The 15,203-nt window shown below is 67.6% G+C and carries 12 protein-coding genes; 5 read left to right on the top strand and 7 right to left on the bottom strand.

Features of this window, described 5'->3' with window-relative positions; all coding sequences use genetic code 11:
• Nucleotides 1–271: 271 nt before the first annotated feature.
• A complete protein-coding gene (locus AB0O89_RS03420) occupies nt 272–2,311 on the top strand; it encodes a sigma-70 family RNA polymerase sigma factor (protein ID WP_363494201.1) in 2,040 nt (679 codons plus the stop codon).
• A 172-nt stretch (nt 2,312–2,483) separates the two neighbouring features.
• On the top strand, nt 2,484–4,058 hold the full coding sequence (locus AB0O89_RS03415) for a LuxR C-terminal-related transcriptional regulator (protein WP_363494199.1): 1,575 nt from the start codon (nt 2,484–2,486) through the stop codon (nt 4,056–4,058).
• 18 nt (nt 4,059–4,076) lie between these two features.
• Here AB0O89_RS03415 and AB0O89_RS03410 read toward each other — a convergent pair whose 3' ends face one another.
• The 3 genes from AB0O89_RS03410 to AB0O89_RS03400 form a co-directional block, all read right to left on the bottom strand.
• Nucleotides 4,077–4,463 carry a type II toxin-antitoxin system VapC family toxin gene (locus AB0O89_RS03410; protein ID WP_363494197.1) on the bottom strand — a complete coding sequence of 129 codons (387 nt, stop codon included), beginning with the start codon at nt 4,461–4,463 and terminating at the stop codon, nt 4,077–4,079.
• Nucleotides 4,460–4,711: a type II toxin-antitoxin system prevent-host-death family antitoxin gene (locus AB0O89_RS03405; RefSeq protein ID WP_363494195.1), complete on the bottom strand. Its 252-nt coding sequence runs from the start codon at nt 4,709–4,711 to the stop codon at nt 4,460–4,462. The genes AB0O89_RS03410 and AB0O89_RS03405 overlap by 4 nt, the downstream gene beginning before the upstream one ends.
• Nucleotides 4,712–4,804: 93 nt before the next feature.
• Nucleotides 4,805–5,449, bottom strand: coding sequence for a CPBP family glutamic-type intramembrane protease (locus AB0O89_RS03400; RefSeq protein ID WP_363494193.1), 645 nt, complete (start codon nt 5,447–5,449; stop codon nt 4,805–4,807).
• A gap of 391 nt (nt 5,450–5,840) precedes the next feature.
• Between AB0O89_RS03400 and AB0O89_RS03395 the strand changes: the two genes are divergently transcribed.
• The 3 genes from AB0O89_RS03395 to AB0O89_RS03385 all read left to right on the top strand — a co-directional run bounded on the left by AB0O89_RS03395 (nt 5,841) and on the right by AB0O89_RS03385 (nt 10,069).
• Entirely contained in the window at nt 5,841–6,716 is an 876-nt protein-coding gene (locus AB0O89_RS03395) for a hypothetical protein (RefSeq protein ID WP_363494191.1), read from the top strand.
• A 412-nt stretch (nt 6,717–7,128) separates the two neighbouring features.
• On the top strand, nt 7,129–9,108 hold the full coding sequence (locus AB0O89_RS03390) for a peptidoglycan DD-metalloendopeptidase family protein (protein ID WP_363494189.1): 1,980 nt from the start codon (nt 7,129–7,131) through the stop codon (nt 9,106–9,108).
• Between the two features lie 322 nt (nt 9,109–9,430).
• Entirely contained in the window at nt 9,431–10,069 is a 639-nt protein-coding gene (locus tag AB0O89_RS03385) for a low molecular weight phosphatase family protein (protein WP_363494187.1), read from the top strand.
• A gap of 93 nt (nt 10,070–10,162) precedes the next feature.
• Here AB0O89_RS03385 and AB0O89_RS03380 read toward each other — a convergent pair whose 3' ends face one another.
• Genes AB0O89_RS03380 through AB0O89_RS03365 form a run of 4 tightly spaced genes read right to left on the bottom strand, consistent with a single transcriptional unit; the run spans nt 10,163 to nt 15,138 of the window.
• The gene (locus AB0O89_RS03380; protein WP_363494185.1) at nt 10,163–11,809 is read right to left on the bottom strand and encodes a DUF885 family protein; all 1,647 of its coding nucleotides are present in this window, start codon (nt 11,807–11,809) and stop codon (nt 10,163–10,165) included.
• The gene (locus AB0O89_RS03375) at nt 11,806–12,864 is read right to left on the bottom strand and encodes an LLM class flavin-dependent oxidoreductase (RefSeq protein WP_363494183.1); all 1,059 of its coding nucleotides are present in this window, start codon (nt 12,862–12,864) and stop codon (nt 11,806–11,808) included. Before AB0O89_RS03375 ends, AB0O89_RS03380 begins: the two co-directional genes overlap by 4 nt.
• Before the next feature lie 4 nt (nt 12,865–12,868).
• On the bottom strand, nt 12,869–13,957 hold the full coding sequence (locus tag AB0O89_RS03370; protein ID WP_363494181.1) for an LLM class flavin-dependent oxidoreductase: 1,089 nt from the start codon (nt 13,955–13,957) through the stop codon (nt 12,869–12,871).
• A 5-nt stretch (nt 13,958–13,962) separates the two neighbouring features.
• The gene (locus AB0O89_RS03365) at nt 13,963–15,138 is read right to left on the bottom strand and encodes an aminotransferase class I/II-fold pyridoxal phosphate-dependent enzyme (protein ID WP_363494179.1); all 1,176 of its coding nucleotides are present in this window, start codon (nt 15,136–15,138) and stop codon (nt 13,963–13,965) included.
• Nucleotides 15,139–15,203: the final 65 nt, after the last annotated feature.

The raw sequence follows: 15,203 nt of genomic DNA, 5'->3' as shown, positions 1-15,203 counted from the left end.
CCAGAGGGCTTCCCGTCCGAATGCTCCTCGTCTCCCCCGGTGCTTCCACAGGCGCGGAGTCTTCCGTCGGGGCACCGGATGCCGCACTGACCCCGGTCATCGTCTTCGACTGTGCGGGGCTGCCTGCATCGGAGTTTGCCGAGCTCAGCCGTCACGTGCGCCTGTTCACAGAAAGTTCAGTGTTGCGCGAGGGGGCTATGCAGCCCAATCTTGACGGTAGCCGTATCTGGGAACGGCTCTCTTCGGTGTCCCCTCGAAAGGTGAGCTGACCGTGTCCCGCGCTGATCTGGCGATGCTCAGCGACGACGACCTCGTCGTGCTTTCGCGTCGCAACACCTCCGCGGCATACGCAGAACTATGGTTGCGTCACAGCGCCGCGGCTCTCGCTGTCGCGCACGCGTTCACGACGCTGGATGCCGACGATGTCGTCTCCGAGGCGTTCACGCGGGTCTTTGCGCGCATCAAAGACGGCGGCGGCCCAACGATGGGATTTCGCGCCTACCTGTTGACCGCTGTCAAAAACGTCGCGCGGGAATGGGGCTCGCGGTCGGTTGACACCTCGAGCACGGATGTCGCAGATCTGCCCGCGAGCGTGGACACAGCTCGGTCCGTCGAGGCGTCACTGGAGGCGGGAGTCACGGTGTCGGCGTTCCGCTCGCTGCCGACCCGCTGGCAGGAGGCGCTCTGGTACAGCGACGTGGAAGGGTTGAAGCCTCGCCAGTTCGCGCCGCTGTTGGGCCTTGCCGCCAACGCCGCGTCGGCTCTCGTCGTGCGCGCGCGGCGCGGATTTCGCGACGCATGGGTGAGCGGGCAGCTTCGTGCTGCCGAGACCGACGAGTGCCGCAGCGTGCTCTCGATGCTTGGTGCGCACACGCGTGGTGCGCTGAGCGCCCGGGACTCCCGGACTGCCGAGGCGCACCTCGCTACGTGCGCGAAGTGCTCGCTGGCCTGGGAAGAGGCGCAGCAAGTGTCGAGCCGGCTCGCGCTCGCCCTGCTGCCGGTTGTGGTCGGCGTTCCAGCCGCGGCGTCCTATGCCGCCTGGCTGCAGTCCACCGGCGCTGCGGGTGCCGCGACGGTCGCAGCCGGTGCCGCCGCATCCCCGGTGCGAGCGCGCAGTTCGCGGATGTCTCGATCGGCGCAGATCGGTGTCGTCGCTGCCGGAGTCGTCGCCGCTGTCGCCCTCGGGGCGGGCGTGTGGGCGGCGGTCGGGACGGTTCGCGACGCCTCGGAGCGCACGCCTCCCCCTGCGGCGCAAGTCCCGCCGGTCGAGTCTGCACCGCTCGAGGCGCTCGATCCGGACCCGCCGGTTACTGCAACCTCGACGCCCGATACCGACGATGACGGGCCGGTGCGGCCGGCTCGACCCGACCGCGATCCGACGATCCTTCCGCCGCCAAGCTCGGACTCGCACCCCTCGCCGACGCCCTCTGACGGCACACCCATGCCCACGCCCTCGCGCCCAGCGCCAACGCCAACCGCCACGTCCAGCCCAACGCCAACCGCCACGTCCAGCCCAACGCCAACCCCAACGTCCAGCCCAACGCCAACGCCAACCCCAATCCCGACCCCCACGTCCAGCCCAACCCCGACCCCGACCCCTACCCCGACGCCCAGCCCTACCCCGACGCCCAGCCCTACCCCGACGCCGACGCCGACCCCGACGCCGACGCCGACCCCGACGCCAACCCCAACCCCAACCCCAACCCCAACCCCAACCCCAACGGTGCCGCCGCTCGCCGCTCCAACCGTCACCGTTGATGCGAGCGCAGGCACACAGGTCTACCCCGAGCTGTCGGGAACGGATGCCGAACCCGGCGCTACCGTCGAGATCCTTGATGAAACCGACGCGGTTCGAGCCACCACCGTCGCCGACGATGCCGGCATGTGGGCCGTGACTGACCTATCGGGCGGCACGTGCGCGACCGATGCTTCTGCTTACCTTCCCGCGGGCGATCACACGCTCACCGCACGTCAGACGGTCGACGGGCGCACCTCGGCGCTGTCGACCGGTGTGGCAGTCTCTGTCGCTGAACCACCCATGTTCACCGCGCCAAGCGACGGTGAGGTCGTCTCCCGCTCCGGGTTCATCCTGTCGATCACCGGCGAACCATCGGCATCCGTACAGCGGATCAAACTTCCCGACCCGTCGCCGTGTCGCCCCACACCAATGGTGCTAGATGCGTCTGGCTCTTATGCGCAGGAGTTCACCCTGCCCGAATCGGACACGACCGTGACGATCGGTATCCGTTACGTCGATCCGGTCACCGGTCGTCACGGTGTCGCGTCGTTCGTCACCTTCGCCGCCGGGTAGCGCCTACCCCTCGTTTCAGTCGCGCCGATCTGCGACATCCGCAACCTCACACCCGCACCACGGCGCGACCGAACCATTCCGCCCAGCCTCTGCTGCAACGACTTTCGTGGATTCGCGTCACGAAACCTTCCGCCCGCCATCTGTGGTGGTGACGGGAAGGAAGCGCATGTTCATGCCGACGCCACAGCCACCGCAGTCCACGCCATCAACCTCAGCCGAGGTGCTGGTAGATCTCATCGAGCAGGTGGATGCCGCGTGGCAGCGCGACGACGCAGCCACCGCGATCCGTCTGCTGAATGCCGGCCTCTGGCCGCTGTTCCTCGACCGGCCAGCCGAGCTGCGACGCCTGCTTGTGCCGGTACCCGAGGATGCCGCGCCCCCGGCACTGCTGCTGGCCAAGCGGTTCGCGCTTCCCGTGCTTGATACCCCTGAGCGCATCCGGCTGCTTGCGACCCGTCCGCTGGATGCAACGCCCGGTCAAGCCCTGGATACCCCGACCGACCAGGGATGGCGCATCGCGCAGCGCATGATCGCGCACCGCCTGCGCGGCGAGTTCGACGAGTCACGAGACGTCGCCCAGCGTCTGAGACAGCACATCGAGACCGAGTCCACACACGAGCCGGCACAACTCCCCCAGTTCCTCGCCGCCGCCTACTCACAGCTCGGGACGACGGAGTTGCTCGCCGGCGACACCGCTGCGGCGCTCGCCGACTTTCGGGCGGCACTCGCGGCGACCGAGGGCGACACCGAGCTCGGCATCCGTCGTGACGCGCTGATCAAGCAGGCGTGCGCGCTCGCGATGGAGGGGAAGCTGCGGGATGCCGAGCACGTGCTCGTGCGAGCCGAGACCGAGCGGCAACCGAACAACGCGTACGCCGATCGCATCCGGGCGCGCACTCGGCTCGCCCGGGCACTGATCGCTGTCGAGCGGATGGATGAGTCAGCGCCGGAGCTGCTTTCCAGCCTAGATCACGATCTCCTGTTCGAGTACTGGCCGCTCGTGCTGCTCGCCGAGGGGCGGTGGCGCCTGGCGACGGGAAATCCGGCGGGCGCGCTCGACCTCGTCGATTCGGCAACCGAGCATCGGCCCTTGCCTGCCGGGTCGCTGGGCTTGTGCGTCGCGACGTTCCTGCGAGAAATGGCTGCCGAGATGCTCGGGATGCCGCCGGCCGCGCCTGTTCGCGACCCGGAGTCGCTGCCCGCCCTGTGTGCGCTTGGTGCCGTGCGCGCCATGATCGTGCGGGCCGATCCCCTGGTGGCCGTGCACGCGGCCCGGTCACTGGCCTATCGCCGCGGTGTCGGCCCGTCAGTGCGCCTGGAGGCGCTGCTTCTTACCGCCCTGGCGCTGCAGCGGGCGGGGCTTCCCGCCGACGAGCGCATCAGTTCGGCAGCTGCCACGGTGGCGCGTGAGGAGGGGCTATGGCGGCCATTGGCGGTGGTGCCGGCATCCGTGCGCGATGAACTGCCCGTCTCGCCGCCGGCCCACGTGAGGTATGTGGTTGTCGTCGCCCCGCCACCGGCCGTCATCCTCACCCCGCGCGAGCGCGAGGTGTTGGCGGCGCTGGCAAGCCCGGACTCGCTCGCGCAGATCGCGGCTCGGCTGCACGTGTCGGTCAACACGATCAAGTCGCAGGTGCGCTCGCTCTACCGGCGCATGGGGGTCTCGTCACGTCACGAGGCTGTTGCCGAGGCGACGCGCCTGGGCCTCGTATCCCTGCGGCCGAGCGAGTCGCGGCACCCCGGATGACGTCGGGCGCGGTGTTCTCTAGGCCGGAGCAGTGACGGGGATGCCGACACGTGCGGCGGCATCCGCGAACCGGTCGTCGTACGTGACAACGGTGTCGACGCCGAGACGGATGGCGCAAGCGACATGGAGAGCGTCGAGCGTGCGCAACCCCGCTCCGGGCAGCACACCAGCTTCCCGGTAGATGCCGGGTGTGAGGGCGTACAGGCTGATGTGATCGAGCAGCGTGGAGATGTCAGTCTGCGGTATCTCGTGGCGCATCGCGACGCGTCGCAACTCGGTTTCGAGCAGCATCCCTGCAACGAGCTCAACCGAGCCCTCATCGACCCACGCGGCGAGCGCTACTGACTCGGACTCGTCGATCACGAGCTTCGCGGCGGCAGAGGTGTCGAGGTACGCGCGCGTCACCGCTCAGATCTCAGCTCATCGAGGGTCTCGCCAACGCTGCCACGGATGGTGTGGCGCACGAGCGCTCCCACCCCACGGGAGGCTGTCGCGCGGCGGACGAGAGGAAGCTCGACCGCCTGCTCTCCGCTCGGCACGATCGCGGCGACAGGGACCCCATCATTGGTGACGACGTAGGTCTCGCCCTCTTGCACGCCACGCAGCACGCTCGCGCTGTTGTTGCGCATTTCACGGTGGCTGATCGTCTGCATGCCCTGAATCTATCAGCCGTAGCACGCGTAGCACAGGTGGCGTAAGTGGACAGTGGACGGATGCGTCGCACCGAGCGCCGGGGAGGAATCGCCCTAAATTCCGACGGTGCCGACGACGAGCATCCCGACGAGGATGCCGTTAAAGACGATGTGGGTGATCACGGCGCCCCAGATGCGGGATGTCGCGACGACAAGGCTCGCGCAGACGAGTCCGACGAGGCCGACGGCGACCACCGACCACCAGGTGTAGGTGTCGAAGACGAGGTGCAGGCCGACAAAGAGCAGCGCTGTGACGACGATGGCTGTGAAGCCGGCCCACGAGCGGGAATCCGTCATCCGTCTGATGGCCGTGAAGATCGCAACCAGCAGCACGGCGCGGAAGAAGAACTCCTCGAGCAAGGGCGCGATCACAACGGGCGCGAGCACCCCGTCGAACCAGAAGGATGCCGGAAGCGACCCGTCGAGAGTGCCTGCCGTGGGCCACGCGGCGGTGCCGGTGCCGGCGATTTCGAGCCACCCCTGCGTGAAGCGCAGCAGCACCCCGAGCACGATGCCGTAGAGCAGGTCGAACGGGTGCAAGCGCAGCAGCATTCGGGGCCGGGACCGCACGAACGCGAGGATGATAGCGGCGAGCATCCCGCCCCAGAGCGCGGCGAGCGAGAGCGCGGAACCGAGGGTGCCGCCCACGAGCCGTTCGGCGAGTGTGGCGAGCAGGATGCCGGCGCCGAGCAAGAGCACTGCCCATCCGACGAGTTCCCAGTCCCAGCGAGCGACGGATGACCCGCCCGATCGCCACGAGTGGGCGGCGCGCTCGCTCCGCCTCGACCCTCGCCCCGAATCCGACTCCCGAGACGAGGCGGATCGCAGCGAAGATCCCGGTTGCGCGGTCGAGTCCGCGCGCTTCGACGACCGTCGTTCCCGTGGACGTACTGTCGCCGCGCTAGACTCCGTCATAGGCGCCAGGGTACCTGTCGGGGCAAAACTTCGCCGGTTCGGCGCCGGAACCACACGCTTCTATCCGCATCGCTCGCGCGAGCGGATACTCTTCCGCCCGCCGTACACCAGCCGACACGCGAGGACCGCCGTGGCCTACCGCTCGAGCACGTCAAGACGCCGCTCCCGGGGCTCCGTGCCCGCGTGGGTGTCGATCGTGATCGTCGCGGTGTTGATCCTCGCTGTCGGGGGTTTGAGCTGGCTTGCGCTCTCGCGCGTGCGCACCCCTCCCCCGACCGAGTCGCCGCGGGTCACCCCGACGATGGGTGTTGAGACCCCGAGCGCGACCCCCACTCCGACTCCGACGCCGACGCCCACCTCGACCGCCCAGGCCGCGACGGGTGCCGCCGAACGGTTCCTCATGGTCAACTCTGGCGACATGTGGCGGGCGACCGCGGGCGCATGCGGTTCGGTAGAGCCGCTGCTTGAGCGCTCGACCGATGGGGGCGCGACGTGGAGCGACGTGACGCCGCGCTATCGCGGCATCCAGCAGATCCTCGCCCTGGAGCCGTACGCGGCGGATCAGGCGATGATCGTCGCGCTGATGGGCGATAGCTGCGAACTGCAGGGCCTGCGAACGTTCACGTACGGGCAATTCTGGGAGCCCAACGGCGACATCCTCGCCTCGTCGACCTACGTCGATCCCGCGAATCCGGTAGCCGTTGTGACCCCCGCAGGCACGCTGGACGCCCCCTGCGCGACGCCGACGGGCCTCCGCGCAAATGGCGGGACGACGGCTGTGATCTGCGGGTCGGATGCCTCCGAGTCGGCGGATGCCGCCACCTGGTCACCCCTCGATCAGGCCGGAGTGCTGGCACTGGCTGTGGCCGGTGACGGTCAGATCACGACGGCGCGGGCGGATGCCGCCGCGTGCAACGGGATGCTCGTGGCGGAGCCGGGCGCTGCGACCTGCATCCCGAGCGTTCCGACGGATGCCGCGGTTGCCGTCACCCTGGATGCCGATGGCGTGCCGTGGGTCTGGGCGGGCGACATGTTCGTCGCCACCCGCTGACCACCGCCGCGGTCGCCTCGAGCCGCGCGCCAACGGGCTCGGAGTGCGTCGTCAGGTGTGACGGAGCGGCGGCTCTCCCCGAGCTAACAGAGCGACGACGGTCTCTGCTAAGTTCTGCTCCAGTGGGCGGCGCAAGGTTTGGGGAACGATGGACGGTCGGCGTCGGGTCAACGCGGCAGGGTGGTCAGTCAGCGGGCGAAGCGTGAGGTCGACGATTGCGGCTGCTGCCGTAGTCCTGCTCTGTTCCGCAACCATCGTGCTGACCCATCCGACGAGCGCCGCGGCCGCTGCAACCGCAACAGTCATGGCACGCACTCAGCGAATGTCGGGCCCATCCCTCGAGACGAGTCAGAACGGGTGGTACGAGACTGGGGCAAGGGTCACCTTGATATGTCACCAGCGGGGTCAGTCCGTGAAGGGCTATTACAGTCCATGGCTTCCCAATGGCGGCTGGGACGACCTGTGGTATTTGGTGGATGACGGATACTTCATTGCTGATGTCGACACCAACACAGGTTCAAACGAGCCCGTGGCGCCGGCATGTCCGATTGCTTTCTCTGCGAGCCCGTCCCCGAAAATTGCGGGGACAGCTGAAGTCGGATCGACGCTGAGTGCATCGGTGGGTACGTGGTCGCCCGCGGCCACCCTCTCGTTCGAGTGGAGGCTCGACGGCAAGACAGTATCAACCTCATCGACATGGGTCGCGTCCGCGGCTGCCGTCGGAAAGTCGGTATCGCTCTCGGTCACGGGTTCGCGAACTGGTTACGTAGCAACCAAGAAAACTTCGGCCGCGGTGACGGTTGCCGCGGGAACGCTCAGTGCCCCGAAGCCAACGATCTCCGGAACCCCCGGTGTCGGCCAGACGCTGACAGCGCAACCCGGGAGCTGGTCACCTTCACCCGTCTCGCAGACATTCCAGTGGTACCGCGGAACCACCATGATCAGCGGGGCCACCGCGCCGACGTACAAGGTTGTATCGGCGGATCGCGGCAAGAAGATCTCTGTCAGCGTTACAGGCAAAAAGTCCGGCTATACCTCGGTGACGCGCGCAAGTGACGCCATCATCATCCGAGATGCGCTCACGGCGACTCCCGCACCGATAATCCAAGGAACCGCCAAGGAAGGTCAACAGCTCACCGCTGAAGCGGGAGCGTGGAAGCCTGCACCGGTCACTCTTGCGTACCAGTGGTACCGCGCGGGAGCCGCGATACCGAAAGCTACCTCGAAGACGTACGTGCTCACGTCAGCTGATGTAGGCACTTCAATCACGGTCAAAGTCACCGGGACCAAATCTGGGTATGCGTCGGTGACGAAATCCAGCACCGCAGTTACCCCCATCGGCACGAGGATAACCGGCGCCGTTCCGACGATCTCTGGCTCTGCGAAACCCGGGTCGACGCTGACCGCGAATCCGGGCATGTGGAGTCCCTCCCCGATCTCGCTTTCGTATCAGTGGTACGTCCACGGCACCCCCGTGAGCGGCGCTACCGGCTCAACGTGGACCGTTCCGGTGTGGGCCGCAACGAAGTCCGTCTCTGTAAAGGTCACGGGTTCGCGACAGGGATACTCGGCCGTTGCGCAGACATCGGCGACCCTGACGGTGTCTGCGGAAGTGGGGTCAACAGTTGGCCCGGGAAACTCAATGCCACCGGGATCACTACTGAAGTCAGGCAACGGCGCATACACCTTCGTTGTGCAGGGCGACGGCAATCTCGTTGTGTACAAGGGATCGAGCGCCCTCTGGTCAAGCAGGACCAACGGGCAGGCGCCTCGCGAGTTCGCCGTCCAGGGGGATGGCAACATTGTTCTTTATCGAACTGACGGCCGAGCCGTCTGGGCTTCCAATACAGCCGGAAAGTCAATTCGGGGATTGGTGATGCAGGATGACGGGAACCTTGTGCTGTACGCGACAGACGGCACCGCCATCTGGGCTTCCAACACAGCGTCTGGATCGGGGGGCGGTGGTAGCCCAGGCGTTAACGGCTGGGTGTACCCCATCCAGCCTCACAGCAAACTAACTACATACGGTGGCCACAACGGTGACGACTTTCCCGTTGCCACTGGAACTCCCGTGTACGCGATGGCAGGCGGCTCTGTGAAGATCACTTCGTATCCTGTTTCGAGATCCTGGTGTCCGGTGGACGCGGCCATCGGACGCACTCAGACCGACCTGATCGTGACATCGTCACGCGATGGACATAACTACGCCATCGACTACGCTCATCTCTCCCAATTCTCCGTTGCGAACGGCTCAACCGTCACAGCTGGCCAATTACTGGGATACTCGGGCCAGAACGGGTGCGTTACGGGGCCACACCTTCATGTCGACATCAAGGTCGATGGAAAAGCCAACGTGATGTACCCACACGATATCTTCGGCTGGAGCTACTGAGTGCGGTGATCGCGTGGAGGAGCGCGTGTCTTGTCTTCGCATCTCGCGCAACTCCAACTACGTTGCGCATTCGCCTGACCCTCTCGCATCTCTGCGATCCGCCGGATCTGCGCGCCACTGCATAACCGTCGGTTACTCGTGACCGACGGGGGCGCGGGGCACGGATATTGCTCTGCTCCCATCGTCGGTCATCGAGCGCCCTGTCGCAGCCCGAGACGAAGCGAGACGAAGCGCCCCCGCGCGACCCGGAAACGACCTGTTCACATTTCACCCCTAGGATGCATCTGTCGGTGCACATGGGGACGGGGCATCGACACCCGAAGTGGTGGCCACAGAGATCTGGGGATCAATGGTCGAGGTCCTTGTCGTGTGCACGGCGAACATGATTCGTTCGCCGCTTGCCGAGCTGTACCTGCGCGAGAAGTTCGCGGATCGTCCGATCACGGTCCGCAGCGCGGGAACGCACCCGGCGCCCGACGACGGGATGACACGGCGCGCTCGCGATGCCGCGAAGGCGCTGGGTTTGTCGATGACGGATGCCGAGGCTCACCGCCCGCAGCTGCTGACGCGCGAGATGGTCGAGCAGGCCGACATCATCCTCGGAGCGTCCCGCATCCACCGCAGCGCGTGCGTGCGGATGGATCTCAGCGCCCTGGGGCGCGCGTTCACGATCCGCGAGTTCGCCAGGCTTTCGGCCCAGGTTGATGACGAGGCCCTCCAACGGGCAGTGGATCGTGCGGGCGACGACCCGAATGCGCGGGTCCGCGCCGCAACCGACCTGGTGCGTGAGGTTCGCGGCACGACGGATCCGCCTGGAGACCCGACGGTGGATGACGTGTTCGACCCCGAGCTGTCGCGGCGCCGCTCGCACTATGCCCGCATGGTGTCGGAGATGATCCCCGCCCTGGATATGGCAGTGGCATACGCCACCCGCGTTCGCGAGGCCTCCCTCGTTCGTTGAGCGAGCCGCGCCTCCCGGTCGCTGTATGAGCGAAGCGAGACGAAACAACCGCGAGCCTATCCCCTGATGACCCCGCAGGCGCCGACCCCCGTTTCAGACGTCCAGTCGTGCGAGGTCGGCGTCGATCGCGTCGATCGCAGAGCGGTCGCCGAGCAGTTCCCACCGCAGCACTGAGAACGGGGTGTTGCCGCGAGTCCAGACCGCATCGTGGATGCGACGAAGCGAGAACTCGTCACCCCACACGCGTGCGGCATCTGCTACGAGAGCGAGCATCTGCTGTTTGCCGACGTTGTACGACATGGCAAGTCCTGGCGTTGCCAGATACATCGCCGACTCCTCACGGGCGGTTCCGGCATCCATCGGCACATGCTCGACGAAGTGTGCGACGGCGTCGTCAAGACTGAAGGCGCCGGTGGCGAGGTTGACGTCGGCGATGACCCGCAGGGCGCGCAGCCGCGTGAAGTTGTGCACGACAGTCTGCGAGTGCGGAGCATCCTCGAACAGACCTGCCATGAGCATCATCTCTTCGTTGTAATGCGCGACGCCTTCGTTCGCGCTGGAGTCGATGTAGCGCCGGCGCAACGGGTCGGTGGATGCCCAGCTCAGCGCGAGCTGCTGATAGTGGGCGCCCTCGTGGATGATGCCCAGTCGCGGATCCTGAGCGTTGGCGGCGTAGAAGTACGGAAGTCCCGCCCGCGGGCGGGGCATGTATGACACCCCGTCCCGATCGAGGCGATTCTCGTCGGTGAGGTCGTCGGGAACCCCGAGGGAGCGCAACGCCTCGATCCACGGGGGCATCTCGGCGACGAGGTACCGGCGTAAGCTCTCGGGCTGGCTGAGCAGCCCCTCGCTTTGGTAGAACTCGCGAACCTGCGATTCCTGGGCGGCTTCGCGGGCCACCTGGTCGCCGATCGAATCGAAGAGGGCGGCGGGCGGAACCTCACGGTGCCTGTTCCGGCTGAGAAGCTCCCACACGACGGCGCGGTTGAGATCGGCGCGCGCTACTCGGACGAGGTCTTCCGGTTCGTCGGGCACGAGGGCGACAGCGCGCAGGAACCACGCGAACTTCTCTCGCCCTACGGGCTCCCCGGCGGCTAGGCCCGGCGCGGCATCCGTCAGCCAGTCTCGCCACCCCTCCAACGCCTCAGCCGCCGCGGCCGCCGCTGCGGTGAAGGCGTCGCGGCGCGAGACTTCGAGGAAGGGAAGGAGCGCGGTGGCGGCCGTCGTGAGACGCTCACCAATGCCGTCGAGGTCGGCGACAGCAGCGAGCGCGAGGTCGCGCAGGCCCGACACAGCGAGGTGTTCGCGGGCGATCGCGACCTGGCCGGGTACTGCAGCGAGCACGCGAACGAGCGCGTCCTGACGCGCCTCGTCGAAGGGCGGCAGGGGCAGCAGCAGGTCGTAGAACGGGCCGAGGATCTGCCCATAGAGGGCGAGGGCGTTGCGCTCGATGTTGCGGGTGACGGTGAGGTCCCAGTGGGCACGGTGCATGATCGCGCCGGCGAGCCGGTGGCGCACCTGCTGCTCAGGGCTGGCTTGCCCGACCGGTACGGCTGCCCAGCGGGCGCGCAGGGCCGCGATCCGCTCGCGCCGGGCGGCGAGCGCCGCGGGTCGGATGTCGGGCATCCAGCCAGGCGCGTGGGGGATCCGGGGGATGTCATCGCCGGTGTGGAAGGCATCGGCGGCTGTGGTGTCGAGGATGTCGGTGACGAGGGAAGCGATCGTGTCGTCCAGGGTCATGCTGGCGTCTCCTTCGAGGCTGAGGACGAGGCATCCGCGAGAGCGGCTTGGGCGTCGCGCAGGGCTGGCACCACGACATCGCCGAGCAGCGCGATGGTCGTTGCCGGGTCGGGCCCGAGCGGCGGGCCGAAGCTCAGGTGCGTGACTCCGAGCTCAAGCAGGCCCCGGCAGCGCGCGATCACATCGTCGGGCCCGCCGCAGATGCCCAAGCGAAGCATCTGCTCGGTGATCGCGGATGCCGCAGCGTCGGTGTCTCCGCGGGCGAGGTGACGCTCTGCGCCGACGAAGTCCTCGGGCGTGAGCCCGGCCCGCCCGAGCAGGAAGGGGGAGAAGGCCGGTCCGTAGTAGGCGAGTTTGAGCGCGAGCGCCCGGGCGGCGGCATCCGGATCGGTGTCCATCGACAGCCAGACGCAAGCCGGCAGGTCGATGTCTGATTCGTCGCGACCCGCGGCACGGATGCCGGCGCTGACGTGCTCGCGTGCGGTGATGAGGTGCTCGGGGGGAAGGTGGAGGGCGAGCACGCCGTCGGCTTCCTCACCGGCGAAGGCGAGCATCCGGGGACTCATGGCGCCGATATAGATGGGCACGGGCTCGGCGGGCGGGGTGAAGCGCAGTCGGGCGTCGTCGGTCCAGCCCGGGCCCGCCCCCTCGATCTGGCTCGGTCGGCCCGAGCGCAGCAATTCCCGGATCCCGCGCAGGGCCTGCCGGGTCGCCGTGAGGGGTGTCGGCTGGGCGATCCCGACCCAGTCGAGAAACTCGGCAGACCCGGCGCCGAGCCCGAGCAGGAACCGGCCCTGCGTGATCTCCTGCAGCGTGGCGGCTGCCATGGCCAGCTCGGCCGGGTGGACCGTGTAGGGGTTCATGATCCCGGTGCCGATGCGCAGGCGGGTTGTGCGCTGGCTGATCGCGCCCAGCAGCACGGGCGCCGAGCGCAGCATCAGGTCGTTGGAGATCCAGAGCTGGTCGATGCCGGCTGCCTCTGCGGCGAGGGCGAGGTCTATGGCCTCGGTGGCGGTGAGGTCGTTGTTCACGCGCAGGCTGACGGTGAGTGCCACGGTCTCACTCCTCCCCGCGGAGCCTGCGGCGCAGGATCCCGAGTTGCTGGATCGAAAGTCGGGTGTGCTCGTCGCTGACGAGCGGGTACTTGCTGCGGAACATGACGTGCAGGTTCTCCCCCACGAGATCGGCAACCTCCTGCAGCACGGGGAGCACGTCATCGACGCTACCGAGCAGCAGCTCGCCGCGTCTGCGGGCAACCTCCTGAGGGCTCAGTAGCCCCGGCCGCCACCGGTCCACCTCGGCGGGGTCGAGACCATACCAATCGCCGTAGACACGCCGGGTGAGCAGGTACGACTCCTCGACAATCTGCCACGCGGCGTCGGCACCATCAGGATGCAGGAACCCGCCGACGTTGAGAGATAGCGGTGGCGCGACAGTATCTTTCCCGTGGCGGGCGAGGGCTTCCCGATACTGGGCGAGCACGAGTCGTACGCGCTCGACGATTCCTCGGTTGGCACCCTCGCCGGACTCGTACGCGTCGGCGTCGGTGCCGGCATCCATGCAGAAGCGATCGGCCAGGCGTGCAGCGCGGTCGATGGCGGCCGGGGCGTGCCCGCCGAGCATGATCGGCGGGCCACCGGGGCGCGCAGGGACGGGGCTGACACGGATGCCGCGGCGCGTGTAATGACGTCCGGTGTGGTCGACCTCGGCCCCCGCCCAGGCCTGTCGACAGATCTCAATGAGTTCTTCGGTGCGTCCGACGCGGTGGCGTCGTACCGTCGCGAAACCGTCGTACTCGATGTCGCGGTAGCCCATCCCGAGTCCAAGGGTGAAACGGCCATCCGAGAGGACGTCCAAGAAGGCGGCATCCTCGGCCATGCGAATCGGATCGTGCAGGGGGGCCAGAGCCAGCCCATACCCGACCGTGATGCGTTCGGTTGCCTGCAGCATCGCTGCACAGCTGGCGGCAAGCGAGCCGACGAAATGCGAATCGTGGAAGTGGTGTTCGCTCACCCAGACACTGTCGAGTCCCGCGGCTTCAGCAGCCTGGACCTGCGAGATGTCGGTACGCAGTGTCTGGCCGTGTGTCAGGCCGAGTTCGGGATGCCACTCTCCCGTGAACACACCGAGGCCGAGTTCGATGGCCATGGCGGTCAGACCCGCACAGCGGCGCGTGTCTCGAGTCCACCGCCGGTTGCGCTGTACCAATCGGAGAGGATGCCGATACCGGTGCGGAGCGCGTTCTCGGAGGTCGCCAGCGAGAGTCGCAGGCTCCCGCTCGCCTCGGTTCCGAATGCGGTGCCGGGTGCCGTGGCAACTCCGCGCTCGACCAGGTCGAGGGCGGTGAGCCGAGCGTCGACCCCGGGCGCCAGCTGCATCATGAGGTAGAACGCGCCGCCGGGGGTGCGTGTGGGAATGCCGGCGTCTTCGAGGAGTCCAACGGCAAGATCGCGCCGCGCACGGTAGGCATCGCGCATCGCGGCCACCGGGGTCTGGTCACCGGTGAGCGCAGCGAGGGCTGCCGCCTGGGTGACACTCGATAGGCACGAGATGGATGCCTCCAGCACGCGCGTGAGCGGATCAGTCAGCCAGGTCGGCACAAGTGCATAGCCGACTCGCCACCCGGTCATGGCGTAGGTCTTGGAGGTGCTGTAGACCGACACGGCATGATCGGGCGCGAGAGCTGCAGCGCAGGTCGGGGCGCCGTCGAAGATGATCTCGTCGTACACCTCGTCGCTGAGCACCAGGATGTCGCGCTCGATGGCGATCGCGATGATCTGTTCGATCACCTCTCGCGGCGCGACGGCTCCGGTCGGATTGGACGGGGAATTGATGACGATGATCCGCGTGTCGGCGGTGAGCGCCCGACGGATGTCATCGGGGTCGGGAACGTACCCGCGTTCAGCACGCACCGGGTAGCGCTGCACGCGGCCGCCCGCGAGCAGCGCCTGCATTTCGTAATTGGGCCACGCGGGGTCGGGGATGAGCACCCCGTCGCCGGGCGTGATCAGGGCACGGATGACGGAATCGATCGCGTGCACCGCGCCGTGGCTGACCAGGACGCGGTCTGCGGAAATGTCGAGGTCGTAGCGGCGTCGCACAGACGCTGCCGCGGCATCGCGCACGGTCGGCATACCGGCGGCCTGCACGTAGGAACTCCCCCGGCGCGCGGCGTCCGCTGCTGCGTCCACGATGTGCGCGGGAGTGGCGAAGTCGGGTTCACCGATTTCGAGCCGCACGAGGGGGACTGCGGATGCGAGCGCCAGGTCGACGATCTCGCGGATCCCCGAGTGCGGCAGCTCGCCCAGAGCGGGCCTCGGTCTCGGCATGGCGTCCCTTCGCTCAGGTGGCCCGCACCCGCGGGAGTACGAATCGATTGTATGTTGCCCTCGCA

It is taken from the genome of Microbacterium sp. NPDC076895, assembly GCF_040687115.1.
Classification (GTDB): Bacteria; Actinomycetota; Actinomycetes; order Actinomycetales; family Microbacteriaceae; genus Microbacterium.
The sequence above is the reverse complement of the archived record's forward strand: the minus strand, read 5'-3'. Positions and strand labels throughout refer to the sequence as shown.